Source organism: Paenarthrobacter sp. 10L420, assembly GCF_056395385.1.
Map to the genome: position 1 here is coordinate 61208 of NZ_JBFTJK010000015.1, position 24557 is coordinate 85764.

Below are 24557 nucleotides of genomic sequence, written 5' to 3' on the forward strand. Positions count from 1 at the left end.
CCACCCAAGCCGACGACAACCGAACGCAACGGCCACTGAGCACCAGCGCTCAGCGCGCCAAGGTGAGAATCTCAGCCCCGTCGTCGGTGATGGCTATCGTGTGCTCACTGTGGGCTGTACGGCAACCCGTCGCACTTCTCAGCGTCCACCCGTCGTCATCGGTGACGAGCTCGGCGGTGTCCGCCATAACCCAAGGCTCCAGCGCCAGCAGTAGTCCCGGGCGCAATTTGTATCCACGGCCCGGCCGACCGGTATTGGCGATGTGCGGGTCTTGGTGCATGGTGGATCCGATGCCATGACCGCCGAACTGGGTATTGATGGGGTATCCCGCTTCACTGAGGACCGAGCCGATGGCGTGGGAGATATCGCCGATGCGGGCGCCGGGTCCGGCCACGGCTATCCCTGCGCTCAGGGCCCGCTCCGTTGCGTCGATCATTGCCAGGCTGTCCGAGGGCTTTGAATCGCCCACTGTGAAGCTGATGGCAGAGTCTGCAGCGACCCCGTTCTTGGAAACTGCGAGGTCCAGGGACACCAGGTCGCCGTCAGCAAGCGTGTAGTCATGAGGCAGTCCATGGAGTACGGCGTCGTTGACGGACGTGCAGATGTAGTGCCCAAAAGGACCGCGCCCAAAGGACGGCGAATAGTCGACGTAGCAGGATTGGGCCCCGGCATCGGCGATCATGGCCTGAGCCCACTGATCGATCTCCAGGAGGTTAACCCCCACCGCACTGCGGCCTTTCATCGTCTGAAGGATGTCGGCAACCAGAGCACCAGCCTCCTTTGCCCGATGCAGTTCGGTGCGGTTCAGAATCTCGATCATGCGGCGCCTTCCCATTCAACCAATAACTATCCCGGCCATATTATCCCGGTATTAGAATTGGAGCCATGGTCAGATTGCCACTCACAGCTGAAGAGGTCGAGCGCGGACAGCGTCTCGGCGCCATGTTGCGTCGCGCCCGGGGAGCGCGCTCGATGCTGGAGATCGCACTCGAGGCCCAGGTTTCACCGGAGACACTCCGCAAGATTGAGTCCGGACGTGTGGCAACCCCGGCTTTCCAGACCATCGCGGCGATAGCCGATGTCCTCGGGCTGTCCCTCGATGAGGTGTGGGCAGGGATCAGCCAGCCCGAAAGCATTGCCGCGCCGGCATAAAATGGCAGCCCAAGGAGAACCCATGCGCTCGCGCCTCGTCCGGGCCCTTGTAGGAGTCCGGCCCCTCATAGGAGTTCGGCCCCTCATAGCCGTCCTGGCCCTCGCTGCCCTGGCCGGCTGCTCGGGCGCCCCCGCGCCGGGTGGGTCGAGCAGCACTGCCTCAGCGCCGTCGTCGTCCGTCAGTCCAAGTGACAGCCCAAGCGACAGGCCTACGCCATCCAAACCAACGCCCACCCAGGTGCCCACAACCCTCGGCCCCGAAGACACAACACCGGACCCCAGCCTGCCGGGAGCGAAGCCCACTCCAGGACAGGGAAACGCTGAACTCTCCATCACGGTGCTGGAGTCCCCCGGGGCAGCATCGCAAAATTACACGCTCGTGTGCATCAACGGCGCCCCGGCAGCCGAAAGCAAACACCCCACCGCGAGCGCAGCCTGCACGGCACTGAAGAACAATCCGTCGCTGCTGAGCCCCGCACCCATCAAGAGCGACCAAGCGTGCACGCAACAGTTTGGCGGTCCGCAAACAGCCAAGGTGACCGGCGCAGTTGACGGCATGGAAGTCTCCGCTTCCTTCAGCCGCACCGACGGTTGCCAAATCGCTTTGTGGGACGCGGCCAGCGCCATCATCGGTTCCAGTGGTGGAGCAGCTTAGGCCCCAGCACCTCCCCCAAGAGCACTGGCTCGGGATGGAGGCCGCCCATCACGCACGCGTCGCCCGGTACGCCGACCCGTATCTGGCCCGCCGGTCAGCAGGAAAGAAACACCCCGTGGAGGACTTCCTCTTCACGTACTACACCCAAAAACCTGGCCAACTGCTGCGCTGGCATCCCGGCGATGGAGTGGTGCTCAGTGGCGCGCGTGCCCTTGAACGTGCCAGCTGGAAGTTTTACCGCGTGCTCGACGACGGTGACCTCGCCGCCGTCGGACTGCCGCCAGGTGCGCCCGCCGTCATCTTTGATCGCGACAGTTTCATGGCCCAACGCGCCGAGGCCGTGAGTTTCGCCGGCATTCTCCTCAACGGCACGGCGAAGCGCCCGGCCCAGTTCGGCTGCTTCGGCCTCCATGAGTGGGCCATGGTGTACCGGCAGGAGAAATTCGAGCTTCGGCATGAGTACTTGAAACTGCGGCTTGGCGGGGACGGCACTGACACCGTGGTGGAGCAGAACCGCATCCGCTGTTCCCACTTCGATGCCTTCCGCTTCTACACTCCGGACGCCATCCCGCTCAACGAGCTCACGCCCACCCGTGAGAACCAGCGCACCATGGAACAACCGGGTTGCCTGCACGCCAACATGGACCTGTACAAGTGGGCCTACAAACTGACTCCCGCGCTGCCCAGCGAGTTGGTGATGGACTGCTTCGAACTGTCGTGGCGGATCCGGACCATGGACATGCGGGCTTCCCCTTACGACCTCGAAGAATGGGGCTACCCGCCCATCAGGATCGAGACACCGCAGGGCAAGGCCGAGTACGTTGAGTACCAGCGGGCTTTTGCGGCCGAATCCCAGACGCTGCGGGCCCGCGTGCTTCAGGCAATCGAACCGCTTCTTTAAAGGAGTCTGATCGTCCCCCGGGACTCCTGCCATAAGCACCCGCCGCCGCAAGCACCCGCCGCCACCAGCGAAAGGTAACCATGGTTTCCCCCGACAACAGCGAGTACGACGTCGACCTCACCGTTGCGCTGACAGAGGCACCTGGCGCCGCGCCCACTGAGTTCTACCTGCGGTCCGCGAAAGGCATTCTGTCTCCGGAGCCGGATTCGATCGACTCGAACCTTCCGGACGCGACCGCGGCCCTTGCCGCCGTCGAGCAGTTTGGTGAGGAAGTGTTCTTCCCGGTTCCGCGACCCGACCGGATCTGCACGCAACAGTACGGGGGCCCGCAGGTGGCCCTGGTGACAGGTTGGTTCCGCGGACGGAAGATCCACAGCAAGCTCAGCCGGACCGATGGCTGCGAGATCGCACGTTGGCGCGCCATGGCACCACTCCTGGGCGGCGCGGGAGGATCTACCGGCGCCATCTGAGCCCGGGTGCAGCTGACGCCCTCAGGAGAGAGCCTCCTCAGGGCGTCAGCTGTACAAATTTCGTGAACGAGCTAGCTTGCGTTGTTGCTTTGCGTTGGCTCGTCTCCGCGGATCTTGTTGCCCTTCTTGTCTTTCTTCGGGTTTTCGGCATCCGGAACAACCGCGGCGCCGCCAGCAGTCACCACTACCGTGACGAAGCTGGGTTCACTGGTGCCCTCGAATGTCAGGCGTCCGATGTAGGAGCCCGGCGTCAGGTTGGTCCAGTTCAGCGAGATGGTCCCCACCTTGCCGTTGGCGAGGCGGATTGGGTTGGGCGTCACCGTGGCGTTGCCCTCGTTGGCCCCCAGGACCGCGGCATCAACTGTTGCCTTGGTGGGCTGGTTGTTGGGGCTCGCGTAAAGGTTGGCGAAAACGTAGTAGTCGCCCGGCTCGGGATTGGGCACCGTGACGGATTCGCTGGCGGAGGCCGTCGCGGACGGGAGCTGCTGCCCGGTGGGAGTCAGGACGAGCATGTCGAAGTCTGCGGCTTCGTCCGAGGATATGACCGAGAACTTGGCCAAGGCGCTGTTCTCCCCCACCGTCACCTTCTTGACGAAGTTCGAGGCGTCGGTCTCACCGGTAAAGGGACCCGGAACCAGTTCAATTTCTGACGAATCCGCCTTGGACAGGCCATCGATCGTGACTCCCACCGGTGCATTGGTGCCGGAGACGATGTTGATGGCTGCTGAGCCGTTGGGGCCAGTTCCCGTGAAGGCCATGGCCTTATCAGCGATCACAGACTGCGGACGGACGGCGATGGGAGAGGTGACGGTCTTGTTTGCGCCTTGCCAGCTCAGTGATCCCGTGGCGAACTTACCCAAGGCTGCATTGTTGTTCTCGAACTGCACCTTGAACGTCTTCTTTTCACCCGCAGCGCTAAAGTTCAGCACGGACGGGGTGACCTTGACGTTGACGCCGGGAACGTTGACGGAGGCGCGATACAGACCCGGCGTCAACGCGGTAACTGTCCGCGTGACCTCGATCTTGCCGGCCAGGTTGCCCAGCGCAAACGAGGGAACGTTCATATCGCGCGGCTGCGTCGAGCCCAGTCCCGCAATGCCGAGGTCCATGCCCGTGCCCTGAACGAATTTGAGGTAGTCCTCAGTTGTGGCGTCGTAGACCAAGCCGGGGCTCAGGACCTTTGCGGGATCAACCTGTCCTGCGCCGGTGGCGAAGACATCCTGGTTGATGGCCCCGTTGGCCAGTTTCACCGGGCCGGCCGTGGTCATCATTGCCGATTTCACGGTTGCCGGTGACCACTGTGGGTTCTTGGACAGGATCAGGGCGCCGAAACCGGCCACGTGTGGGGAAGCCATGGACGTTCCTGACAGGAAGCCAAAGTTGTCTCCGCCGGTTCCGATGGGCGAAACGCCTGCCAAGATAGCGACGCCGGGTGCTGATACGTCAGGCTTCAGCAGGTCTGAATCCGTTGCCAGCAACGGCCCGCGGGAGGAGAATCCGGCGATCTGCGGCTGCGCCTCGGCGGGCAGGCCGGTGGTGTCGTGGTTCACCAGGGACACAGTGATGGTGGGGTTGGCCGTCACCTTGTCCTTGATGGCCTGCGTGGCAGGGGGGTTCACGTGGACAGTGGGAACAGCGTGCTTGTCCGTGTCAAGCGACGATTCCGTCAGGTTCACCAGGATCATTCCGACGCCACCGCCTCGAAGGACCTCCGCGCTCTTCGCGGTGCGGTCAACCACGCCACGATCACAAACAACCACCTTGCCGGAAACCTTGGCCGGATCCAGCGAGCCGGGAGCACACAGCGCTGCGTTACCTTCACCGCTTGCAGCGTTGGTGGAAAGCACGACGCCGGCCCCGCTCACCTCGTGATTCATGATGCTCGCTCCGCGGAATTTGCTGCCATCGGAGAATTCAACTGTGCCCTGCAGTTCCTGCGAGAAGGAGGTGGCAGCGACTGTGGTCAGCCAGGGTGCTCCATGGTTCACTGTGCTGGCGGTTGGTCCGGAGTTTCCAGCGGACGTTGCCACGAAGATCCCAGCCGAAGCAGCGGAAAGGAAAGCAAGCGATACGGGATCGGTGGTGGACGTGGTGGAACCGGAGATGGAGTAGTTCAGCACATCCACACCGTCCAGGATGGCCTGTTCAACGGCGTCCACGGATGCGGAGCCGTAGCAGCCGCCGGTCGTCGGATCTGTGTCTTCCCAGCAGACCTTGTAGATGGAGAGCTTGGCGGCAGGAGCGATGCCGCTGGTGATGCCGAAGCTGCGGCCGTCCACTACGGCGTCGACGTTGCCGTTGCCTGCCGCAGTGCTTGCGGTGTGGGTGCCATGGCTGTCCACGTCAACGGGCGAGATGACCTCCTCAGGGGCACGGTTTTCCGGGGGGACACTTCCCAGGAAGCCGTCCGCGAAGTAGTGGGTGCTGAGGACCTTGGAGTTGCAGGCGCTGCCATCGTAGCTGGCGCCGGTGTCCGTGCCGGGCTGGCATTCGCCGATGAAGGTATCGCCATCTGCCTTCAGCATTGCGATTTTGCCGTCGGCGGTCCGGTAAGGGACGCCCACTTGGGGGTTGCCGACCAGCGGTCCGACGGGATCGCCTGCGAAAAATGGATTGGAGGGCGTGTATCCGGTGTCGATGACGCCAACAACGGTGCCCTTGCCGGCGTTCTCCTGGCCTCCATATTGCGTTGCCCAGGTGCCGTTGGGGCCGCTGAGTTTCAGGAAATCACTGGTGGAGTAGTCCGGTGCATACTGTGTGTCCGGCGCGACCATCAGGACCTTGGGGTCCTTGGCCAGGTTGATGGCCTGCTCTGCCGTCAGCTTGGCACTGAAGCCGTTGATGGCGGTGGTGAAGTCACGTTCAATGGTGACTTTTTCCTGCTGGGCAACGTCCTGCTGCGACCGTTGCAGGTGTTCCTGGTATTTCTTTACCTCGGCGCTGCCGGAGTCGAGCTTCTTGCCCTCTTCCGGCTTGGTGGGCGCAAGACCCGGCGTGCCGCCGTCGTAGGTAGCCGCAGGCTTTTCTGCCAGGACAACCATGTAGCGGCCGTCCTTGTAGGCGCTGGGGTCAAGGTTCTTCTTGGCCACGCCCGCCTGATTTCCGGCCACGGTCTCCGGTGAGGGAGCTGCTTGGGCCGGTATCGCCACGGAAGAGAGCAGCAACGGCAAGCCCACGGCGAGAGCCGCTGCCTTTCGAAGCCCCCCGCTTCTGACGAAGCTCTTTCCTTGTGATTTCACGAGTGATAGCACCTTTCACTGAGTGAGGCCCGGGCTCCATCGCCAAGGCCTGTCAACATGTGAATGGCTGCGTTCGTGACAGTTCTTGTCAAAAATGCGCAACCAGTCGAGTCACAGAGTACAGACTGAGAGCAAAATATGACATACAGCACATTTCAGTGAATTTGTCTTGTCTCCGCACCAAATTCCCGTCACATGACGACCAAACAGCGGACCGCAGGAAACATTCTGCGGTCCGCTGTTTTTACTCGAGCGCTGTCTTCAGCCCTTCGGCGTCACCTGCAGGCGATCGAACGAGACCTGCGCACCGTCCGTATCCAGGACCACAACATCGTCACGGCCATTCTTCACGTCCGAGGGAAGAATGAATTCCACGGTGTTATCCGTGGTGGGGAAGATCCATCCGAGCCGATAACTGTCCTTGTTTAGATACAGGTAGTACCACTGCCCGTATTCCAAGCCCTTCAAGGTCACTTTCTGGCCATTGCGATACTTCTCCCCCGTGCCCAGATCAAACGGCGGCGTTTGGCCATCGAAGTCCTGGACAGTTAGCGCGGGCTCGGTCTCCGGCTTGGCGGGCTGGACTTTGAGCGCCAACGCGCCGCCTTCGGCGGTGACGGCCACTTCTCTGGCGCCGTTGTGCGCCGTCGCCTCGAAGGTTACGGCGGCAAGGCTTCCCGCCGCGACGTCGGCAGCGGTCAACACACGCTTGCGGGTTGCCGTCGCCGTTTCTCCGGCGGGCACGGAGGCCTGGGAGATCCCGGCTTGTTCAGCTTCAAGCCCGGTCAAAGACACGTTTCCGGCATTGCCCACCGTGTAGGTATAGATGACGGGATCGCCTGCACTGGCGAACCGGTCGCCGTCGGCGTCTTTCCACTCCGCCGAAACAGTGGCTTCAAGTTTCGCTTCGCGGATCTTGAGGTCCACTTCTCCGCCATCCACTTGATAGCTCTTGGCGCTCTGGCCCGCAGCGCTGACTTCCCATGTGGTCTTGGGGACGAAGAAGCCCTGGTCGGCTTCCTCGGCAGTCACGGCGTGCCGCGGCGTAGTGCACTGGTAACTCTGGCCGGCCGGCAGCGACAGGTACCTGCAGTTGCCCGGACCCTCCGGAAGGAAGGGGCTGAAGTTGCCGGTGGTCGGGACTACCTTCTCCACCAACGGGCTCGTGTTCTTCACGGTGAACGTGTAGGGGACCAGGTCACCTGCCGCATAAGGCTGGGCCGCGAGGTCACGCCCGACGTCGGCACGCGCCCCGCTGATCTCGGCTGCCACCAAACCATCGCGCAAGGCGACTGCAGCGCCGTTGAACGGGACCGTCTTGGTGAGCGACGGCGTCGAACTGGCCGTGATGGTGAAGCTCGCCTCCGGCAGGAAGTAGCCGCGGTCCAAGTCAGCGGATGTCACAACATGCTTGGCGGTGGTGCAGTTGTAGCTGGCGCCGGCTGCCAGGTTGTTGAACCGGCAGTTGGGGGCCGACGGCGGCAGGAAACCGGAGTCGAACGTGCCGGAAACAGGTACAGCGTTGGCAGTGACGTTCGACGTGCTCTTCACGTTGAATGAATAGTTCAAGACGTCGCCCACCTGATAAGGACTGGCGCTCACATCACGCGCCGGTGCCGTACCGGTGATGGTGAGCCCCACCTGCGGTGCCGCCGGGACTGTTGCCGTGAAAGTGAATTGCGAAACCCTGCCATCCGCCGTCGTAAATGCTGCATTCAGACTCTGCGGCCCACTGGCGGTCGGTGGCGCGGTCAGCGCTACGTTGACAGTAGCGGAGGCGCCGGCGGCCACGTCCGGCACCGGCACCGTTGTGGCGGACCAGCCGCTCGGGGTGTACACCGTCGCGTTGGCTCCAGTGAGTGTGGCGGCCTCCTGGTTGGTGATGGTGACTGCAACCGGCTGGGTGGCGCCGGGTGCGGTAGTGACAGAGGGGACGGAGAGCGGGGCGCAGACGTAGTTCAGCCAGACGTCATCGAACTTCGCGAACGGCATGTTATCCGTGTAGTTGCCCTCGTAGAGAACGCCGAACTTGCCGTCGTCCAAGCGGGTCACACTGGAGTAGGCGGAGAAGCCGGACCGGATGGTGCGAATGCCGGGCCAAGTGGCACCGTCATCGCAGGAAACCCGGGCGGAGACGTTTTCGCGGCCGGTCTTGGAATTGGCGTTGGTGAAGATGAGCTTTTTGGCATCGGCCGAACCCTGGGCTGCGTCGGGGAACATCCGTGCAATGGCGCCGTTGTTTGCTGGATCCGGCAACTCTGTGTCCTGGGCCACCGGACCGTAACTAGCGCCACCATCGGTGGAGATGGCTACTTTGCGGTACCCCTGGTTGGCATTGTCACGGGAGTTGAGCAGGACCCTACCGTCGGAGAGTTCAACGGTTTTGTTCTCGTCCATCCTGTCGCCCACGTTGGCGCCCTTTTGCCACGTGGCGCCGTGGTCATCGGAGTAGACGCTGTACGACTGGATCTTGTTGGTGCCATCAGCCTGGCGGACGTCACCGGCGTACTGCTGGATGAGCCTGCCCTTGTGCGGACCGTACTTGAGCTGGATGCCTTCACCGGAAGAGGCGAAGTTCGAGCGGACATCGCCGGCCACGGGGTTGGTCTTACTGGTGCCGGGCTTGGTGACATTCGTGATGAGGCGGGGCTGGCTCCAGGTAACGCCCGCATCCGAGGACTCGATGACCGCTGACGAAATCACTGTCCTATCGGCGTCGTCGCTGCCGAACTGGCTGCCGCCGAAGCCTTGATCCTTCGAGTAGACGAAGAAGGCGAAGACCTTGCCAGCTTCGGCGTCATAAATGTATGAGGGGTCGCTGTAGCCGTACTTCGGGCCGCTTGTATCGGCCACATGCCCTGCGGCGATGACTTGGACCGGTCCCCACGTCTGGCCGCCGTCCGTGCTGCGGCGCTGGACGATCGAGTTCGGATTGGGAGCGTCTGCGGCTGAGCCCGGACGCCCATCCCAGGCAGCGAGCACCACGTTATTGCCCAGGTACGTCAGTGCCGGGATCCGATAAAAGAAGTTTGCGGCCGTCCGGTCAGCGGCGATGTTTGCTTCGGTGAAACTGCCAGGGGCGGCCGTGGGGTCGTTGGGCGGGATGGGGGCTGCTGTGGCAGGGAGGCCGAGTCCGGCCATGAGGCACAGGCTCAGAGCGCCTGTAACTACGGTGCGAATGAGCGATGGGGTGGCGCTTGAGGGTCTCAAATCGGGCGTCCTTTCATTGCTGCGGAAGGGAACGTTTGACGCTTGTGCTACGTGCGACGTCGAACGTCCTACAACCATAGAGTGCTCGCCCTCACATTGCTAGGGATGAAGTTGGAGCCGCGCCTTCGCGAGGAGAAAGACTAACCTCGTGCACATACCGGCAAATCTTTTCAACGATGGAGTTGCAGTGAAGATCCTCGTCCCCCACACCATCAATCTGGACCTCGCTGACTCGGGCGAGGACGTGTTCGCTTACCAGGCGGATGAGCCGGTTCCGGACGAGCACGTTGACGCGGAGGTCCTGGTGGTCTGGCAGAACACCACGGAGAATCTGGCCGACGCAGCCAGAAGGATGAGCCAGCTCAAACTCGTACAGACCCTGGCAGCCGGACCGGATTCGGTGCTGGCAGCGGGATTTGCGGCCAACGTGTCCATCGCCTCGGGTCGCTCACTCCACGACGGTCCAGTGGCCGAGCACGCCTTGGCTCTCACGCTCGCCGCCGTGCGGAGGCTGGACCTTCTGCTCGAAGCCCAAAAGTCCGCGTCTTGGGACCACGCCTACAACGCCGCTCAGGCCAGCCCGGACACGGAACAGCTTTACACGCTCGACGGCGCGAACGTCACCATTTGGGGGTTCGGTTCCATCGCGGGACGACTCGCTCCGATGTTGGCAGCACTGGGGGCAAACGTCGCCGGCGTAGCCAGCTCACGTGGGGAGCGCTATGGCTTTCCAGTCGCCGCGGCGGAGGAACTTCCCGAACTACTGCGAACCACGGATGTGCTGATCTCAATCCTCCCCGCCACGCCCGAGACCACTGACGCTTTGAACGATGAACTCCTGCGCGCACTTCCAGAGACCGCAATTTTCGTCAACGTTGGGCGCGGGGCAACCGTTGATGAAGAGGCGCTGGTTGCCGCTCTGGACGAGGGTCGCCTGCGCGCCGCAGCCTTGGATGTCACGAGGGAAGAGCCCCTGCCGACAGACTCCAAACTCTGGTCGGCACGAAATGTCATCATCACCCCGCACGTGGCGGGCAATCGCCCCAAGGGTTCAGCCAAGCTCGTCCTTGCCAACCTGTCTGCACTCCGCGAAGGCCGTGCATTGACCAACCAGGTTTCCGGCTAGCGCAGGTTTCCGGCTAGCTCGAAGCCAAGCGGCGCGAGCCGGAAAATGACAAAAAGTAGCCCGTCCGGAAGGACGGACCCACTTTCGCGAAAGACTAAAAAAGTCAGGCGTGCTCGTACGTCAAGCAGTCCGCAGCCTCGCGGCCAGGGCCGACCTTGACGTCGTGGGCTTCGCACATGAGGTTGTTGTTGTGAACGCATTCGGACCGCTGGCAAGCACCGACGTGGGCAAGGACCTTGGGAAGGCCGCCCATTGCGTTGGTGTCGATGAACGTGGCGCAGGAAGCGTGGTCCTGCGTTCCACCAATGGTGATTCCAAAAGCAGTGCATCCGTCGTGGTTGAAGCCGCAGCTGCCAACGCTACAGGCGGATACTTCGGCAATGTGTTCGGTCATTGTTCCTCCTGGTTGGATCCAGACTTAACGCAGGGCCTGGACCCCGCGTGTAGTCCCTAAACTACGCCGCCACAGCCGGATTTAACCCGAAGGAATAGCGCATTTGTACGTACGCTAATAGGCAGCTATTTGCCCGGGGTCCGGAGCGCGTCGCTGATCTTCGCGCGCGTTTCCTTATCCAACGGGGCTGTCACGTGATGCTCCCTTGCCACCCTGTCAGCCTTGATTTTCTGGATGACCATTCGTCCCAGACCAGCAAAAACAGCTGCGGCTACGACGCCCAGCACCATCGACCTCGGTTTCTCCGCCATGCCACAATCCTAGTGACGGGCGCCACGCCCGGCGAGTGCCGCCGTCGGGCTTTCATTGCCCCGAATTTGATGGGGATCGGCGGGGGGTCCTCGCGGAATCCGGCTGAATAGGGTATGCGCTCCGGTCCCGGTAAGATAGGTGTGCAAGCTCGCGGAGCGCCCCCACGCTGTAGAAACCCAGTTGAACGGCGTGAGACGGCAACCTCCGCGGCAGCCTTATTTAAGGTTCACCCAACTCACGCACAGGAGTTACCGGATGCCCCGGATCGTCGTTGACGTCATGCCCAAGCCCGAGATTCTGGACCCCCAGGGGAAAGCCATCGTGGGTGCACTGCCCCGCCTCGGCTTCAACAGCTTCAGCGCAGTCCGTCAGGGCAAGCGTTTCGAACTGACGGTTGACGGCGAGGTGACCGACGCTATCCTGGCCCAGGCCCGTGAGGCCGCAGAGACCCTCCTGTCCAACCCGGTGATCGAGGATGTTGTCAACGTCGAGGTCGTCGAGGCCTGATATGACATCGATCCCCCTGATTGGCGAGGCCGTGGCCGTCGCCGCTGAGCCCCGCTTGGCCGGTGCCAAGATCGGCGTCGTCACCTTCCCCGGCACCCTTGACGACCGCGACGCCGCCCGTGCGGTGCGGCTTGCAGGCGCCACAGCGGTTCCGCTCTGGCATGCAGATACCGAACTGGGCGACGTTGACGCGGTCATCATCCCCGGTGGCTTCTCGTACGGTGACTACCTGCGTGCCGGCGCTATTTCGCGTTTTGCGCCGCTGATGACCAAGATCATCGACGCTGCCAACTCCGAGGCCAAGCTCCCGGTTTTGGGTATTTGCAACGGTTTCCAGATCCTGACCGAGTCGCACCTGCTGCCGGGTTCCATGATCAAGAACGACCACCTGAAGTTCATCTGCCGGGACCAGGTCCTTCGCGTGGAGAACGCCAACACTGCCTGGACCTTGGACTATCAGAACGGCCAGGAAATCACTGTGCCGCTCAAGAACCAGGACGGCCAGTACATCGCGGACGAGAAAACCCTGGACGCCCTTGAGGCTGAGGGCCGCGTGGTGTTCCGCTACGTGGGCTTCAACCCGAACGGCTCCCGCCGCGACATCGCCGGCATCTCCAATGCGGCTGGCAACGTTGTGGGCCTCATGCCCCACCCCGAGCACGCGGTTGAGGTGGGCTTCGGCCCCGAATCGCTTGACGGCATTGGCGGCTCCGACACCGACGGCCTCGGTTTCTTCACCTCCGTTTTGAACAAGATTGTGGGAGGCGACAAGTGACCACGGAAACCACCAAGAAGTTCAACATCGATACTGTTGAGCACGCTGCCAAGACCCCGGACACGGAACTCCCGTGGGCCGAGCTCGGCCTGAAGCAGAACGAGTTCGACGAAATCGTCAAGGTCCTTGGCCGTCGCCCCACCGGCGCCGAACTGGCCATGTACTCCGTTATGTGGAGCGAGCACTGCTCCTACAAGTCCTCCAAGAACCACCTCCGCCAGTTCGGCGAGAAGGTCACCGAGGAAATGAAGAAGGACATGCTGGTGGGCATCGGCGAGAACGCCGGCGTCACCAACCTTGGCGACGGCTGGGCCGTGACGTTCAAGATCGAGTCCCACAACTCGCCGTCGTTCGTTGAGCCTTACCAGGGTGCCGCTACCGGCATCGGCGGCATCGTCCGCGACATCATCTCCATGGGTGCACGCCCGGTTGCCGTGATGGACCCGTTGCGCTTCGGCGCGATCGACCACCCGGACACCGCCCGCGTCATGCACGGTGCCGTTGCCGGTATCGGTGGCTACGGCAACTGCCTCGGCTTGCCGAACATCGGTGGCGAAATGGTCTTCGACTCCGTCTACCAGGGCAACCCACTGGTGAACGCACTCGCCGTAGGCGTCATGCGCCACGAGGACATCCGCCTGGCAAACGCCTCCGGCAAGGGCAACAAGGTTGTCCTGTTCGGTGCGCGCACCGGTGGCGACGGCATCGGCGGCGCTTCGGTGCTGGCCTCGGAGTCCTTCGATGACACCAAGCCCTCCAAGCGCCCCGCCGTCCAGGTGGGCGACCCCTTCGCTGAGAAGGTCCTCATTGAGTGCTGCCTCGAGCTCTTCAAGGGCTCGCTGGTTGAAGGCATCCAGGACCTCGGCGCTGCTGGTATTTCCTGCGCCACGTCCGAGCTCGCCTCCAATGGCGACGGCGGCATGGAGGTCGAACTGACCTCCGTCCTGCTGCGCGATCCCACGCTGACCCCGGGCGAGATCCTCATGTCCGAGTCGCAGGAACGCATGATGGCCGTGGTCACCCCGGAGAACATCGAAGCTTTCGAAGCTGTGATGGACAAGTGGGCCGTGGAGTACTCCTGGTTGGGTGAGGTCACCGATACCGGTCGCCTCATCATCACCTGGGAAGGCGACGTAATCGTCGACGTCGATCCCCGCACCGTTGCGCACGACGGCCCGGTGTACGACCGCCCGTTTGCACGCCCGGAATGGCAGGACTCGGTCCAGGCGAACTCCTTCACTGGTTCCGTTGAGGACGCCGACCGTCCTTCCGCTCCGTCGGAACTGGCAGCAGCCGTTACTGAACTGGTCGCTTCGCCGAACATGTGCAGCAAGGACTGGATCACCAACCAGTACGATCGCTACGTCGGCGGCAACACTGCCATGGCCTACCCCGATGACTCCGGTGTGGTCCGCGTTGACGAGGAAACCGGCCTGGGCGTTGCCCTGGCTACCGACGCCAACGGCCGTTACACCTACCTTGAGCCGTACCAGGGTGCACAGCTTGCATTGGCCGAGGCCTACCGCAACGTTGCTACCTCTGGCGCTGTTCCGATGGCCGTCAGCGACTGCCTGAACTTCGGTTCGCCCGAGGACCCGGACGTCATGTGGCAGCTGGCCGAAGCCATCCGTGGCCTCTCGGATGCTTGCATGGAACTGGGCATTCCCGTCACCGGCGGCAACGTCTCCCTGTACAACCAGACCGGCACCACGCCGATCCACCCCTCCCCTGTGGTGGCAGTCCTGGGCAAGCTCGACGACGTCGCCCGCCGCACGCCGTCGGGCTGGCGCGAGGACGGCCAGGCGATCTACCTGCTGGGCACCACTGCAGCAGAACTGGATGGTTCGGAATGGTCCAACCTGCGTGGACACCTCGGTGGCCTGCCGCCGAAGGTCGACCTCGCAGCCGAGCGTGCATTGGGCGAAATCCTGATCAACGCTTCCCGTGACGGCATGGTTGACGCAGCACACGACCTCTCCGAAGGCGGCCTTGCAGCTGCATTGGTTGAGTCGTCACTGCGCTACGGCGTCGGTGCCCGCATCGCCCTTGAGGAACTCATGGAGCGCGACGGCGTGGACTTGTTCACCGCACTGTTCTCCGAGTCCCAGGCCCGGGCAATCGTTTCGGTCCCGCGCTCCGAGGAAGTCCGTTTCAAGGACATGTGCACCGCCCGCGGCTTCGCCCACCTCCGGATCGGAGTTGTCGATGCTGCCAGTGCGAAGCTGGAGATCAACGGCGTGGACGAACTGTCCTTGGACGCTCTCCGCGAAGCACACGAGGCCACCTTGCCGAAGTACTTCGGCTAGTCCTCCCCGCTTAAAGCAACGCGGGGTCACTTGCGGCCCATAAATCCCCTCGGGATGGGCCATAAGTGACCCCGCGTTGCTCTTTTAAGCGGGCCAAGTCTGTTGCCGGGAGAGCTGGTCCGTGAATTCCGGTCCTGGAAGAGGGCGCCCGAAGTAATAGCCCTGTCCACTGGTGCACCCGATGCTCCGCAGCGCTTCGGCTTGTTCCGCCGTTTCGATTCCCTCCCAGATGCCCTTCAGCCCACACGAGCGGATAACCTGTTGGATCGCGGCGAGGAAGCCCAGCTGCGTACTGTCCTTGCTCAGTTCCTGGACGAACTGCCGGTCCACTTTCACACAGTCCACGGGGAGTTTTCGCAGGTATCCCATGGATGAGTAGCCCGTGCCGAAGTCGTCGATCTCCAGCCCGACGCCCAAGCGGTGCAGGCTCGCCAAGGTGTAACGGTCCAGCTCGTTGTTCTGGATGATGGCACTCTCCGTGAGTTCCAGAACCAGTGATTCCGGCGGCAGTCCCGTTTTGGCCAAGGCGTCCCGCACGTCGTCCACGAACTCCAGGCTTTGCAGATCTGCAGCAGAGACATTGATTCGCATCGTGAAATCGTGTTGTGCCGTGACGGGGTTGTCCCGCCACTGGCGCAGTTGCTCCACGGCCGCCCGGAGGACCCAGCGGCCCAGCTCGGCGATCAAGCCTGTGGCCTCTGCGACGGGAATGAAGTGGTCCGGCATGATGAGCCCGCGCACAGGGTGGTTCCAGCGGACCAAGGCCTCACTGCCCTCAATCCGGCCGGTAGCCAGGTCAACGATCGGTTGGTAGAAGAGGACCAACTGATCCGAGCGGATGGCTTCCCGCAGCTCCCCCACGATCTGGCGCTGGAGTTGCCGGGCATGAAGCGTGGAGGGATCGAACAACTTGAGCTTGTTCCGGCCCTCGCTCTTGGACTCCTCCATCGCCATATCGGCCTCCTGGAGAAGGTCCTCGACGCTATGGTGCGGCTCGGCAATCCGAAGGCCCATGCTGGCACCACAGCGGACACTGCTGTTCCCGAGGTCGATGTTGGGTTCCAGCGCCGCAAGGATACGGTTTCCGACGCCGGCCGCCCGGTTTTGCGGCGTGGCGGGCAACAGCACGGCGAATTCGTCGCCGCCAAGGCGGGTAACGACGTCGTTCTCCCTCACCGCCGAGCGGATCCGCATCCCGACAATGACCAGAATCTGGTCCGCCGACGCGTAGCCGGCGGACTTCTTGAGTCCCTTGAAGCCATCCAGGGTGAGGAGGAGGAGTGCGGCTGGGAGGGCGCCGCGCGCAGCAGCCTCCTGCGCTTCAATGAAGGCATCCACCAAAGCCAGTCGGTTGCCGAGCCCGGTGAGCGGATCTGTGAAGGCTTCCCGACGCTGCTCGTGGCGTGCGTGGTGCAGCTCCTCCATCAACGCCCTGATGTGCCGCTCCAGTTTTCCGATCCGAGCGTCAATGTCAGAGGGAAAGGCGCGGCTGGGCTGGATTCGGCTGGGCTGTGTCCGGCTGGATGGTGTCCCGCTGGGTGGTGTTCCGCTGGGCTGGGCCCCGCTCACGACGCTTCCATGCGCCGCAGGCTACTGTCCGCTACCGCACTAGGTTTGGCGACAGGATTGCGGCGTTCGTCGAGGAAAAGGCGGTACGAGGCGACATCGAGCCTGCCGTCTCCTTCAATCGGAGTCCCGGCGCGGTAGACGTGGGTAATCCAGGACCCGCCCAGGATGGCTTCGATCCATGCATCACATTCAGCCAAGGGAAGGGGTACACGTGTTCCGGTGTTCCGCCGATGCCCGGCGATGGAGACCGTAATGCAACTGCCCAGGAGTCCCTTATCGGCGGTGAACCATGCAAGGCCCTCGACATCAGCCACAATGGTCAGGTTTGCGCTGTCATCACCTACGGACTGGACGGGTTGCATGCGCACGGAACGCCGGGCCACATTCAAGGCTGACGGTGTTCCAGCCTGGTACGGGGCACTGGTGATGTCATGCCGGAAGGCGCTCACTTCCTGGTTGTGCTGGATCTGGATGCGGGTGGTGAGTTCATTGATTGTCATGATCGTGCCTCGTCAGCGATAGTGGCCGCCTGGAGGCGGTCGGCTCCTACAATCCGGTTTCTTCCCTGTGCTTTGGCGCTGTACAGGGCTGCGTCTGCCACCTCGATCATCGAAATGAGGTCTGGGACAGCGTGGGTGCTTGCCGTAACTCCGTAACTGATGGTGGGGAAGGAGACGCCCTCTGGAACCTCAGTGGAAGCCATGCGGCGGCTGATCTCGGTGGCGATGCTTTGGGCCCGCTCCTGCGTGGCTCCGGGCAGGAAGAGAACAAATTCTTCCCCACCGTACCTGCCAATGAGATCTGTAGACCTGACCGAAGACGTGCAGGCTTCGGCGAAAGCCTTCAAAGCGACGTCCCCTGCGCGGTGTCCATGGGCGTCGTTGACCAGCTTGAAGTGGTCCAAATCAGCCAGGACAACTGCAGCACCGGACTCGTCGGCCCGCAGTCGTTTGAGTTCCGTGGATGCCAGGTCCAGGAAAGCTCCCCGGTTGAGGAGACCCGTCAGATGGTCCCTGGTGGCCCGTTCCTTCAGGCCCTTGATCAGTTGATCGCTGCTTAAGGTGGTCATGCTGAAGGACACCGTCACCAGCAGCACCAAGGACACCAGGCCCGAAGGCGCGGGACCAAAATACGCCCGGAATGTTGCGCCGCCGGGGCCTTCCAATGCGTAAACTACCCAACGGCCCAGGTAGTAGATCGCCAGGAGTCCGGCAGCCAGGGAAAGGGCTTTGTGCACTTGCGAGTGGGTCGCCTTGATGAACCACAAGTCACGGGCCGCCAATGCGATGCCAAGGGTCATCATGGCCAGGTACACGAAGCCGCCGGACCACACATTGGAGCCGGGACTTTCCAGGACGGAGGCGACCGCCGTGATGACAGGAGCAACGGCGAGCTGCCATGGTGCCGCTTTAAGGTCCCGCAGAGTACGGGCGCCGGCCCAAACGCTGAACGCTCCGGCCACCACCAGGACGTTGCCGAAAGGGTTGGCCCAGTGCTGCGCGGGTGTGCCGTTCAGGAGGAACGCCGTGTTTCCCAGCATGAACTGCAGCAACGCCAGGCTCCACCAGCCCGCGTACGGTGACCTCGTGCGGCGGTAAGAGGCGAGGAACAGCGCAAAGAGCGTCAACGTGACCACTCCGAGGGCAATCCTCACCGAAAACGAGTCGAGCACCATTGTTCGCTCCTGCCGATTGGTCCCACGCCAATTTCTAACATGTCAGGGTTCCTGTCAAAGCGGAGCCTCTCCACATGTTGGCCGTGCCGGGAACCTTGTAATACCCGCGGATCTCGTAGGTCCAGGTACCCACGGGCTGATTTCCTGACTTGTAGGACTTTCCGGCATTTTTGCCCAGGTCGCCGGTGAATGCCAACGTGCCGGACGGGTTGTATAAGTCGATCTCGTGATAGTTCGCGCCGGAAACTTCCGAGAAGGAATTCACATCCACGGCAACCTTGGCACCATTCGCCGAACACGTCATGATCACGTCGGCACTCGCAGGGGCAAGGAGACGCATGGCCGAGTACTGCGGGGTGGCATTCCCGGTGTCAGAGAAAGCGGCAAGTGCGGCGGCCGGTCCGGCCATCATGGAAACAGCGACGGCGGTTACGCCCGCGAGTGCGCGCCAGGTATGGTTCTTGCTCATGCCGCCCGCCCCCTTAGCTGCTTCTGGCCTTGCTGTGGTTCCAGTCTGACTGTGCTGGATCAACCCCGGTGCGACATTTCCTCAAGATTGGCTCAGGATTGGGGGCCGGAGACATGCTCATAATGAACCATGTGGATCGGTTGGATTGAATTCGATGTGCTCCTGGGCGATGTCCATAGCCTGAAGGAGAAACGCTCGCTCGTGCGGCCCGTCATTGCCGAACTCAAACGCCGCTTCGAGGTGTCCGCAGCCGAGACCGGAATGCAGGACCAATATCGCCGGACCTTGTTGGGTGCGGCACTGGTGGCGCCTGACCGCGCGCACCTCAAGGAAGTGCTCGACGCCGTTGAACGGTTCGTTGCCGCCCGGCCCGAGCTTGAGCTTCTGAGCGCAAGGCAACGCGAGCTGCACAGTGAAGATTAAGTACAGCGAAGATTAGGCACAGCGAAGACTAGGCGTACTCCAGCCCGAGGGTTAGTAGCCGATGACCGCCAGCCGCGTTGAGTCCAGGTGGGCATCGATCGCTTGGTGCGCAGCGTCCAGGCTCCGGCTTCGAAGGGCATCGACAATCAGCTGATGCTCGCGGAGCACGTCCCCGGCACGGTCTGTCCCCTGAGTGACAGCGCGGACACCAATCCTGAGTTGCCGCTGCCGAAGGGAAGCGTAGAAATCGGCCAGGATTGGATTTCCTCCCGCACGGACCATGAGCGTGTGGAATTCGGTGTCCAGCTCAATGAACCGGGCGGCGTCGTCCTTGGCTTCGTGCTGCTGGTCGATGATGCGCTGGAACGCGTCAATCTGTCCATCCGGCATGCTGTCCAGTGCTGAGACGGCCCACTTCTCCACCACAGAGCGGGCCTGCAGTATGGCTCGGACATCGGGGTCCGAGATTGGCGGAACGTAAGCGCCTTTGTGTGGGATCCGTTTGACGAAACCCTCGGCTTCGAGGCGCAGCAGTGCCTCACGGACTGGTGTGCGCGAGGTACCGGTGGACTTGGCGAGGACCGCCTCGTTGAGGAAGGTCTCCTCGTCCCGCGGCAGGGCAGCGATATAGCTTTTCATCCACTGATAGGCCACTTCGGGCTGGGATTGAGCAGTGGGAGTCATCTGGATCATGAAGAGCCTTTCTCGCGAAGCCCAGTATACGAGTTGCATTCAGGACGGACCCGGACACGCACGAAAAACTTCTTCGCTGGATGTAGACGGGTTGTATACAACTAGTCTACAGTGTTGTTCAGTGACTCCGCTCACGCATTTGGAACCCCTCAATTTCCTGGGACCGCCTCGCTTCACCGAAGCCTCCCAACCGCAAAAGGATCCCCACCATGACCGATTTGAAGAAAGCAGAACTGAGGCAGCAGAAGCATTCCAGCCTGCCCGTTGTCGCTGCATCGAGCCTTGCCGGCACGGCCGTCGAATGGTACGACTTCTTTCTCTACGGCACCGCTGCCGCATTGGTTTTCAACAAGCTCTTTTTCCCAACCTCTGACCCGCTTGTGGGCACCATGCTGGCCCTCGGAACATTTGCCGCCGGCTTCCTTGCCCGTCCTCTGGGCGCCATCGTTCTGGGGCACCTCGGCGATAAGCACGGCCGTCGCGCCACACTGGTGGCCAGCCTCATGCTCATGGGCGTAGCCACCACGCTTATTGCATTCATCCCTTCCTATGCAGCCATCGGCATTGCAGCACCTTTGCTGCTCTTGCTGCTGCGCCTGATCCAGGGATTCGCACTGGGTGGCGAATGGGGCGGGGCCGTTCTCCTCGTCTCGGAGCACAGCAATGACAGTGCACGGCGGGCGTTCTGGGCATCCTGGCCCAACATCGGTCCGCCGCTGGGCAACCTCATGGCCGCAGGTGTGCTGGCAATCCTCGCCGCGACCATGCCCGAAAGTGAATTCCTTGCCTGGGGCTGGCGCGTCGCCTTCGGGCTGTCCGCCCTCCTGGTGATCATCGGCCTCGTCCTGCGTCTCTACGTTCAGGAGACTCCGCTGTTCAAGGAAGCACAGCTGAAGCGCGAGGCAGAAGCCATCAAGGAACGGAAATTGCCCCTGGCCATTCTGTTCCGCCGCAACTGGCGCCAACTGCTCATCGCCACCGGCAGCCGCATGGGTGAGAACGCAGGCTTCTACATCTACTCGCTGTTCATCATCACCTACGTCACCCAGATCATGGGCTTGCAGCGGCAGACCGGCCTCACCGCCGTCATGATCGGCCAGGGCGTCGCCGTCGTCGCTATCCCGATCCTGGCGCTCTATGCGGACAAAGTGGGCCGAAAGCCGATCATGATCGGCGCTTCGATTGCCACCGTCATCTGGGCGTTCGCGTTCTTCGCCCTGCTGAACACTGGCGAAGTGTGGGGCATCATTGCTGCCGCCGTCGGTGGCCTGTTGATCTTCGCCGCCTACAGCTCCGTGATCGGTGCGTTCTTCTCCGAGCTCTTCCCCACGGATGTCCGGTACAGCGGCACCTCGGTTGCGTACAACCTCGCCTCGCTGATCGCCGGCTCGCTATCGCCCATCATCGCCCTGGCTCTCTACAGCGCCTTCGGCACTGGCTACGCGATCGGCATCTACCTTGCAGCGATGGGCCTGATCTCCATGGTCTCGGTCATGTTCGCCAAGGAGACCAAAGGCCTGCGGCTCAGCGACCTGGACGAACCCGCAAAGTAAGCACCCGCGAGATGGCACTTCACACCCATATTTGCCCCAAACATGGGCGCGAAGTGCCATCTCGGAACCACTGAAAGTAAGGAAACAGCCATGAAAGTCGCACTCGTCCAGGTGGCCAGCCCGGATTCGGAAACCCGTGAGGAGCGGATAGATCGCGTTGAAGCGATTCTTCGCGGCATCGAGGGTGCCGAGCTGATCGTGCTCCCCGAACTGTGGAGTGCCGGATACTTCCACTTTGATGAGTACCAGGCCCTGGCCGAGACCCTCACTGGCCCCACAGTGTCCATGTGCTCACGCGTGGCGGCAGAGCTTGGTGTGTACCTTCACGTCGGAAGCATCATCGAGGCCGGCGAGGATGGACGCCTCAGCAACACGTCCATCCTGCTGGGACCGGACGGGAAAATCCTGCACACGTACCGGAAGATCCACGTCTTTGGTTACAAGTCCAAGGAAGCCAGCCTCCTCAAGGCGGGATCCTCACTGCCGGTGGTGGAGTTGCCGTTCGGAGCAACGGCCGGGATCACCTGCTATGACCTCCGGTTCCCGGGATTGTGGATGGAGCTGAGCACCAGGGGCGCGGAAATCGTCATCGTCCCGGCAGCTTGGCCCGCAGCGCGTTGCGAACACTGGCGACTCCTCACAACCGCCAGGGCGCTGGAGCACCAAATCTTCGTGATTGCCTGCAACGCCGCAGGCAGCCAGGAAGGCGTGGAACTTGGGGGACACAGCCGGGTGGTGGACCCGGCCGGCAACGTACTCGCCGAAGCCGGTGCCGGGGAATCGGTGCTCATGGTGGACATCGATCCCGACCAGGTCAATGCAGTGCGTACCGAATTCCCCGTCATTGGCGATCGGCTCGCGGACTACGACGCACTTGCCGTTTGAGGAATCCGGCCGTCTGACCAGTTTGGCCAGACTGACCCGCCACGATTTAGACAGCATTCAAGGAGACGTACATGGAAACAACAAGGCAAGTCCCACTCACCTTCAGGGTGGCGGGCACCGACAAGACCATTGTGGTCTCGGACTTCCACGCAGTAGTGGCCGGCTATACGGGCCGGGACCCGAAGGCCGTGCAGCACCACATCGATGAGCTGGCAGCCATTGGCGTAGCTCCACCGCCGGAAGTGCCCATGTTCTACCGGATGGACTCGCAACTGTTCGATACATCAGGCGAACACGACACCAGCAACAACCTGACCTCCGGCGAGATTGAGCCTCTCTATATTCGCCACAACGGCAAGTTTTACCTCGGCATCGGTTCCGACCACACGGACAGGGACATCGAGGCCCAGGATATTGGCGATTCCAAGAGAGCATGCCCCAAGCCCGTCGCAACCGAGGTCATTGAAGTCGAATCACTTGAGGACCTGGACCTTGACCAGTGCACCGCCCGCTCGTGGGTGGACGGCGAACTGTACCAAGAGGGTTCGTTGGCGGGCCTGCGCAAGCCGGCAGACGTCGTCGAAAAGCTCCTGGCGCGGACGGACATCGGTGACGCCGACTTCATGTGCCTGGGTGGCACTCTGCCACTCCTCAAGGGGAATTTCGTTGACGGAACTTCCTGGAAAGTAGAGCTCTCGTTCCCCGATGGGACGAGAATCGAACACAACTACAAAATCAAGAAAGGCTCACTTCGATGAGAACCGGAAAGCAATACCTGAAGTCCCTGAACGATGGCCGGACGGTGATCCTCGATGGCGAGGTAGTTGGCAACGTGCTGGAACACCCGGCGTTCGCGAAGGTCGCCCGGACCATGGCTGAGCTGTTCGACATCGCAGCCGATCCCAGCAACGGCATGCATTTCCATTCAGAAGAGATTGATGGGCCCGCGAACCGCACCTTCGCTGCACCGCGCACGCAGGAAGAGCTCGTCCTCCGGCGCCACGCCATTGAAAAGTGGGCCAAGCACACCCATGGCTGGGTTGGCCGCAGCCCCGACCACGTGGGTACCTTCTTCGCCGCCTTCGGCTCCCACGCGGACGTGTTCAAGAATGACGAGCGCGACTTCGCCGGCAACGTGGAGCGGTACTACAAGAAGATCCTTTCCGAGAACCTGTACCTTTCCTACGCGATCATTCCGCCGCAGGTCTCCCGCGCAACCACGGCGTCAGGTTGGGAAGGCGAATACCTGCAGGTCGGCGTCGTGCGTGAAACCGAGGAAGGCATCATTGTCCGCGGTTCGCAGATGCTTGCCACCGGCGCAGCGATCGCGGACGAAGTGTTCGTCACCTGCATCAAGCCGCTGGGCCCGGATGACGTGGACTTTGCCGTCAGCTTCGCCGTTCCCGTGGCGACTGACGGGTTGAAGCTGTACTGCCGCCGTCCGTTCGCGCCGGCAGCCACCAGCGACTTCGACTACCCGCTGACCAGCCACTACGACGAGCCCGACGCGTTGGTAGTTTTCGATGACGTGCTCATCCCCTGGGACCGCGTTTTCATCAACCGGAACATCGATACCCTCCGCCGTCAGTTCTTCGATACCGGTGCCCACGCGTTGGGAAACTGGCAGGCCCAGATCCGGTTCTCCACCAAGCTGAAGTTCATTGCTTCCGTTGCCCGCAAGGTCACCCAGGTAAACGGCACGGACAAGATCCCCGGAGTCCAGGAGAAGCTTGGCGAGCTCGCCGCGATCGTCCAGTCCGTTGAATCGGCGGTTCTTGCGGCCGAATACACAGCAACGGTTGACGACGCCGGCATGGTGGTTCCCGGGAAGAGCGCCCTTTACGGGGCCATGGGTCTTCAGTCCGAGACGTACCCGCGGGTGATTTCGATCCTTCGCGACCTGGTGGGTGGTGGCGTGCTTCAGCTGCCCTCCAGCGTTGCCGACATGACCAGCAGTGTGACCCGTCCGGACATGGAACGCTACGTGCAGTCCCCCGGTGTTGCCAGCGAAGAGCGCGTGAAGCTGTTCAAGTTGGCTTGGGACATCATCGGCTCCGAATTCGCCGGCCGCCACCAGCAGTACGAAATGTTCTACGCCGGCGCCCCGTTCGTGGTCCGTGGGGCGTACACCTACCGGAACTACGGCTACGACGCCCTGGTTGCTGAGCTGGACAAGTACCTTGGTTCCTACAGCATCAACGGCCCAGTCGACGGCAGCGTCAACGGCATGGAAGGAGAATAGC

At 62.3% G+C, this 24557-nt stretch carries 23 protein-coding genes; 13 read left to right on the forward strand and 10 right to left on the reverse strand.

The genetic code is table 11. The features are described 5' to 3' along the window. Nucleotides 1-49: 49 nt before the first annotated feature. Nucleotides 50-820 (reverse strand): type I methionyl aminopeptidase, encoded by a 771-nt coding sequence (map, locus tag AC1DD5_RS18875; protein WP_477522402.1) that lies wholly within the window; start codon nt 818-820, stop codon nt 50-52. A gap of 65 nt (nt 821-885) precedes the next feature. Between map and AC1DD5_RS18880 the strand changes: the two genes are divergently transcribed. From AC1DD5_RS18880 to AC1DD5_RS18895, 4 genes are all read left to right on the forward strand, one after another. Further along, entirely contained in the window at nt 886-1152 is a 267-nt protein-coding gene (locus AC1DD5_RS18880) for a helix-turn-helix domain-containing protein (RefSeq protein WP_477520194.1), read from the forward strand. A 22-nt stretch (nt 1153-1174) separates the two neighbouring features. Continuing rightward, on the forward strand, nt 1175-1807 hold the full coding sequence (locus AC1DD5_RS18885; RefSeq protein ID WP_477522403.1) for an SSI family serine proteinase inhibitor: 633 nt from the start codon (nt 1175-1177) through the stop codon (nt 1805-1807). A gap of 34 nt (nt 1808-1841) precedes the next feature. Continuing rightward, entirely contained in the window at nt 1842-2708 is an 867-nt protein-coding gene (locus AC1DD5_RS18890; protein ID WP_477522486.1) for a 3-methyladenine DNA glycosylase, read from the forward strand. Nucleotides 2709-2788: 80 nt separating this feature from the next. Further along, nucleotides 2789-3178, forward strand: a complete 390-nt coding sequence (locus AC1DD5_RS18895) for a serine protease inhibitor (protein ID WP_477522404.1) — start codon at nt 2789-2791, stop codon at nt 3176-3178. Nucleotides 3179-3249: 71 nt separating this feature from the next. Here AC1DD5_RS18895 and AC1DD5_RS18900 read toward each other — a convergent pair whose 3' ends face one another. Together AC1DD5_RS18900 and AC1DD5_RS18905 are read right to left on the reverse strand one after the other, a co-directional pair. Further along, entirely contained in the window at nt 3250-6417 is a 3168-nt protein-coding gene (locus AC1DD5_RS18900; RefSeq protein ID WP_477522405.1) for a S8 family serine peptidase, read from the reverse strand. A gap of 261 nt (nt 6418-6678) precedes the next feature. Further along, nucleotides 6679-9705 (reverse strand): exo-alpha-sialidase, encoded by a 3027-nt coding sequence (locus AC1DD5_RS18905; protein ID WP_477522406.1) that lies wholly within the window; start codon nt 9703-9705, stop codon nt 6679-6681. Between the two features lie 109 nt (nt 9706-9814). On the opposite strand from AC1DD5_RS18905, the gene AC1DD5_RS18910 reads away from it, so the two are divergent. After that, entirely contained in the window at nt 9815-10753 is a 939-nt protein-coding gene (locus AC1DD5_RS18910) for a phosphoglycerate dehydrogenase (protein ID WP_477522407.1), read from the forward strand. Between the two features lie 103 nt (nt 10754-10856). On the opposite strand, the gene AC1DD5_RS18915 is transcribed toward AC1DD5_RS18910, so the two are convergent. Both AC1DD5_RS18915 and AC1DD5_RS18920 read right to left on the reverse strand, forming a co-directional pair. Continuing rightward, nucleotides 10857-11147, reverse strand: coding sequence for a DUF1540 domain-containing protein (locus AC1DD5_RS18915; protein WP_442018646.1), 291 nt, complete (start codon nt 11145-11147; stop codon nt 10857-10859). Between the two features lie 125 nt (nt 11148-11272). After that, nucleotides 11273-11458, reverse strand: coding sequence for a hypothetical protein (locus AC1DD5_RS18920; protein WP_442018645.1), 186 nt, complete (start codon nt 11456-11458; stop codon nt 11273-11275). A 256-nt stretch (nt 11459-11714) separates the two neighbouring features. On the opposite strand from AC1DD5_RS18920, the gene purS reads away from it, so the two are divergent. From purS to purL, 3 genes are read left to right on the forward strand one after another with little or no spacing between them, the layout of a single operon-like run. Continuing rightward, nucleotides 11715-11966: a phosphoribosylformylglycinamidine synthase subunit PurS gene (gene purS, locus AC1DD5_RS18925; RefSeq protein ID WP_011773385.1), complete on the forward strand. Its 252-nt coding sequence runs from the start codon at nt 11715-11717 to the stop codon at nt 11964-11966. 1 nt (nt 11967) lies between these two features. Beyond that, nucleotides 11968-12741, forward strand: coding sequence for a phosphoribosylformylglycinamidine synthase subunit PurQ (purQ, locus tag AC1DD5_RS18930; protein ID WP_442004208.1), 774 nt, complete (start codon nt 11968-11970; stop codon nt 12739-12741). Continuing rightward, on the forward strand, nt 12738-15047 hold the full coding sequence (purL, locus tag AC1DD5_RS18935; RefSeq protein ID WP_442004207.1) for a phosphoribosylformylglycinamidine synthase subunit PurL: 2310 nt from the start codon (nt 12738-12740) through the stop codon (nt 15045-15047). Before purQ ends, purL begins: the two co-directional genes overlap by 4 nt. An 84-nt stretch (nt 15048-15131) precedes the next feature. Here the strand turns inward: purL and AC1DD5_RS18940 are convergent, their stop codons facing one another. The 4 genes from AC1DD5_RS18940 to AC1DD5_RS18955 are packed head-to-tail and all read right to left on the reverse strand — an operon-like array spanning nt 15132 to nt 18760. Beyond that, nucleotides 15132-16616, reverse strand: a complete 1485-nt coding sequence (locus AC1DD5_RS18940; protein ID WP_477522408.1) for a putative bifunctional diguanylate cyclase/phosphodiesterase — start codon at nt 16614-16616, stop codon at nt 15132-15134. Continuing rightward, nucleotides 16613-17116, reverse strand: a complete 504-nt coding sequence (locus AC1DD5_RS18945; RefSeq protein ID WP_477522409.1) for a hypothetical protein — start codon at nt 17114-17116, stop codon at nt 16613-16615. Before AC1DD5_RS18945 ends, AC1DD5_RS18940 begins: the two co-directional genes overlap by 4 nt. Further along, nucleotides 17113-18291 (reverse strand): GGDEF domain-containing protein, encoded by a 1179-nt coding sequence (locus tag AC1DD5_RS18950; protein WP_442004204.1) that lies wholly within the window; start codon nt 18289-18291, stop codon nt 17113-17115. Before AC1DD5_RS18950 ends, AC1DD5_RS18945 begins: the two co-directional genes overlap by 4 nt. 34 nt (nt 18292-18325) lie before the next feature. Beyond that, nucleotides 18326-18760, reverse strand: coding sequence for a SipW-dependent-type signal peptide-containing protein (locus tag AC1DD5_RS18955; protein WP_477522410.1), 435 nt, complete (start codon nt 18758-18760; stop codon nt 18326-18328). A 129-nt stretch (nt 18761-18889) separates the two neighbouring features. On the opposite strand from AC1DD5_RS18955, the gene AC1DD5_RS18960 reads away from it, so the two are divergent. Further along, nucleotides 18890-19183, forward strand: a complete 294-nt coding sequence (locus AC1DD5_RS18960) for a DUF503 domain-containing protein (protein ID WP_442004202.1) — start codon at nt 18890-18892, stop codon at nt 19181-19183. A 51-nt stretch (nt 19184-19234) separates the two neighbouring features. On the opposite strand, the gene AC1DD5_RS18965 is transcribed toward AC1DD5_RS18960, so the two are convergent. Beyond that, the gene (locus AC1DD5_RS18965; RefSeq protein ID WP_477522411.1) at nt 19235-19876 is read right to left on the reverse strand and encodes a GntR family transcriptional regulator; all 642 of its coding nucleotides are present in this window, start codon (nt 19874-19876) and stop codon (nt 19235-19237) included. 209 nt (nt 19877-20085) lie between these two features. Between AC1DD5_RS18965 and AC1DD5_RS18970 the strand changes: the two genes are divergently transcribed. From AC1DD5_RS18970 to AC1DD5_RS18985, 4 genes are all read left to right on the forward strand, one after another. Further along, entirely contained in the window at nt 20086-21429 is a 1344-nt protein-coding gene (locus AC1DD5_RS18970) for an MFS transporter (protein ID WP_477522412.1), read from the forward strand. A 90-nt stretch (nt 21430-21519) separates the two neighbouring features. Continuing rightward, on the forward strand, nt 21520-22314 hold the full coding sequence (locus AC1DD5_RS18975; protein ID WP_477522413.1) for a carbon-nitrogen family hydrolase: 795 nt from the start codon (nt 21520-21522) through the stop codon (nt 22312-22314). A 71-nt stretch (nt 22315-22385) separates the two neighbouring features. Further along, nucleotides 22386-23072 (forward strand): DUF2848 family protein, encoded by a 687-nt coding sequence (locus tag AC1DD5_RS18980; RefSeq protein WP_477522414.1) that lies wholly within the window; start codon nt 22386-22388, stop codon nt 23070-23072. Then, nucleotides 23069-24556 (forward strand): 4-hydroxyphenylacetate 3-hydroxylase family protein, encoded by a 1488-nt coding sequence (locus AC1DD5_RS18985; protein ID WP_477522415.1) that lies wholly within the window; start codon nt 23069-23071, stop codon nt 24554-24556. The genes AC1DD5_RS18980 and AC1DD5_RS18985 overlap by 4 nt, the downstream gene beginning before the upstream one ends. The last annotated feature ends 1 nt before the right edge of the window (nt 24557 follow it).

Bases quoted from the DNA above. Each gene is read 5' to 3' on its own strand.
- AC1DD5_RS18905 (WP_477522406.1), bottom strand. From the start codon at position 9,705: ATGGTTGTAGGACGTTCGACGTCGCACGTAGCACAAGCGTCAAACGTT.
- AC1DD5_RS18880 (WP_477520194.1), top strand. From the start codon at position 886: ATGGTCAGATTGCCACTCACAGCTGAAGAGGTCGAGCGCGGACAGCGT.
- AC1DD5_RS18965 (WP_477522411.1), bottom strand. From the start codon at position 19,876: ATGATCCAGATGACTCCCACTGCTCAATCCCAGCCCGAAGTGGCCTAT.
- AC1DD5_RS18950 (WP_442004204.1), bottom strand. From the start codon at position 18,291: ATGGTGCTCGACTCGTTTTCGGTGAGGATTGCCCTCGGAGTGGTCACG.
- AC1DD5_RS18885 (WP_477522403.1), top strand. From the start codon at position 1,175: ATGCGCTCGCGCCTCGTCCGGGCCCTTGTAGGAGTCCGGCCCCTCATA.
- AC1DD5_RS18890 (WP_477522486.1), top strand. From the start codon at position 1,842: ATGGAGGCCGCCCATCACGCACGCGTCGCCCGGTACGCCGACCCGTAT.
- AC1DD5_RS18975 (WP_477522413.1), top strand. From the start codon at position 21,520: ATGAAAGTCGCACTCGTCCAGGTGGCCAGCCCGGATTCGGAAACCCGT.
- AC1DD5_RS18980 (WP_477522414.1), top strand. From the start codon at position 22,386: ATGGAAACAACAAGGCAAGTCCCACTCACCTTCAGGGTGGCGGGCACC.
- AC1DD5_RS18915 (WP_442018646.1), bottom strand. From the start codon at position 11,147: ATGACCGAACACATTGCCGAAGTATCCGCCTGTAGCGTTGGCAGCTGC.
- AC1DD5_RS18970 (WP_477522412.1), top strand. From the start codon at position 20,086: ATGACCGATTTGAAGAAAGCAGAACTGAGGCAGCAGAAGCATTCCAGC.
- AC1DD5_RS18985 (WP_477522415.1), top strand. From the start codon at position 23,069: ATGAGAACCGGAAAGCAATACCTGAAGTCCCTGAACGATGGCCGGACG.
- AC1DD5_RS18960 (WP_442004202.1), top strand. From the start codon at position 18,890: ATGTGGATCGGTTGGATTGAATTCGATGTGCTCCTGGGCGATGTCCAT.
- purQ (WP_442004208.1), top strand. From the start codon at position 11,968: ATGACATCGATCCCCCTGATTGGCGAGGCCGTGGCCGTCGCCGCTGAG.
- AC1DD5_RS18920 (WP_442018645.1), bottom strand. From the start codon at position 11,458: ATGGCGGAGAAACCGAGGTCGATGGTGCTGGGCGTCGTAGCCGCAGCT.
- purS (WP_011773385.1), top strand. From the start codon at position 11,715: ATGCCCCGGATCGTCGTTGACGTCATGCCCAAGCCCGAGATTCTGGAC.
- AC1DD5_RS18895 (WP_477522404.1), top strand. From the start codon at position 2,789: ATGGTTTCCCCCGACAACAGCGAGTACGACGTCGACCTCACCGTTGCG.
- AC1DD5_RS18955 (WP_477522410.1), bottom strand. From the start codon at position 18,760: ATGAGCAAGAACCATACCTGGCGCGCACTCGCGGGCGTAACCGCCGTC.
- AC1DD5_RS18945 (WP_477522409.1), bottom strand. From the start codon at position 17,116: ATGACAATCAATGAACTCACCACCCGCATCCAGATCCAGCACAACCAG.
- map (WP_477522402.1), bottom strand. From the start codon at position 820: ATGATCGAGATTCTGAACCGCACCGAACTGCATCGGGCAAAGGAGGCT.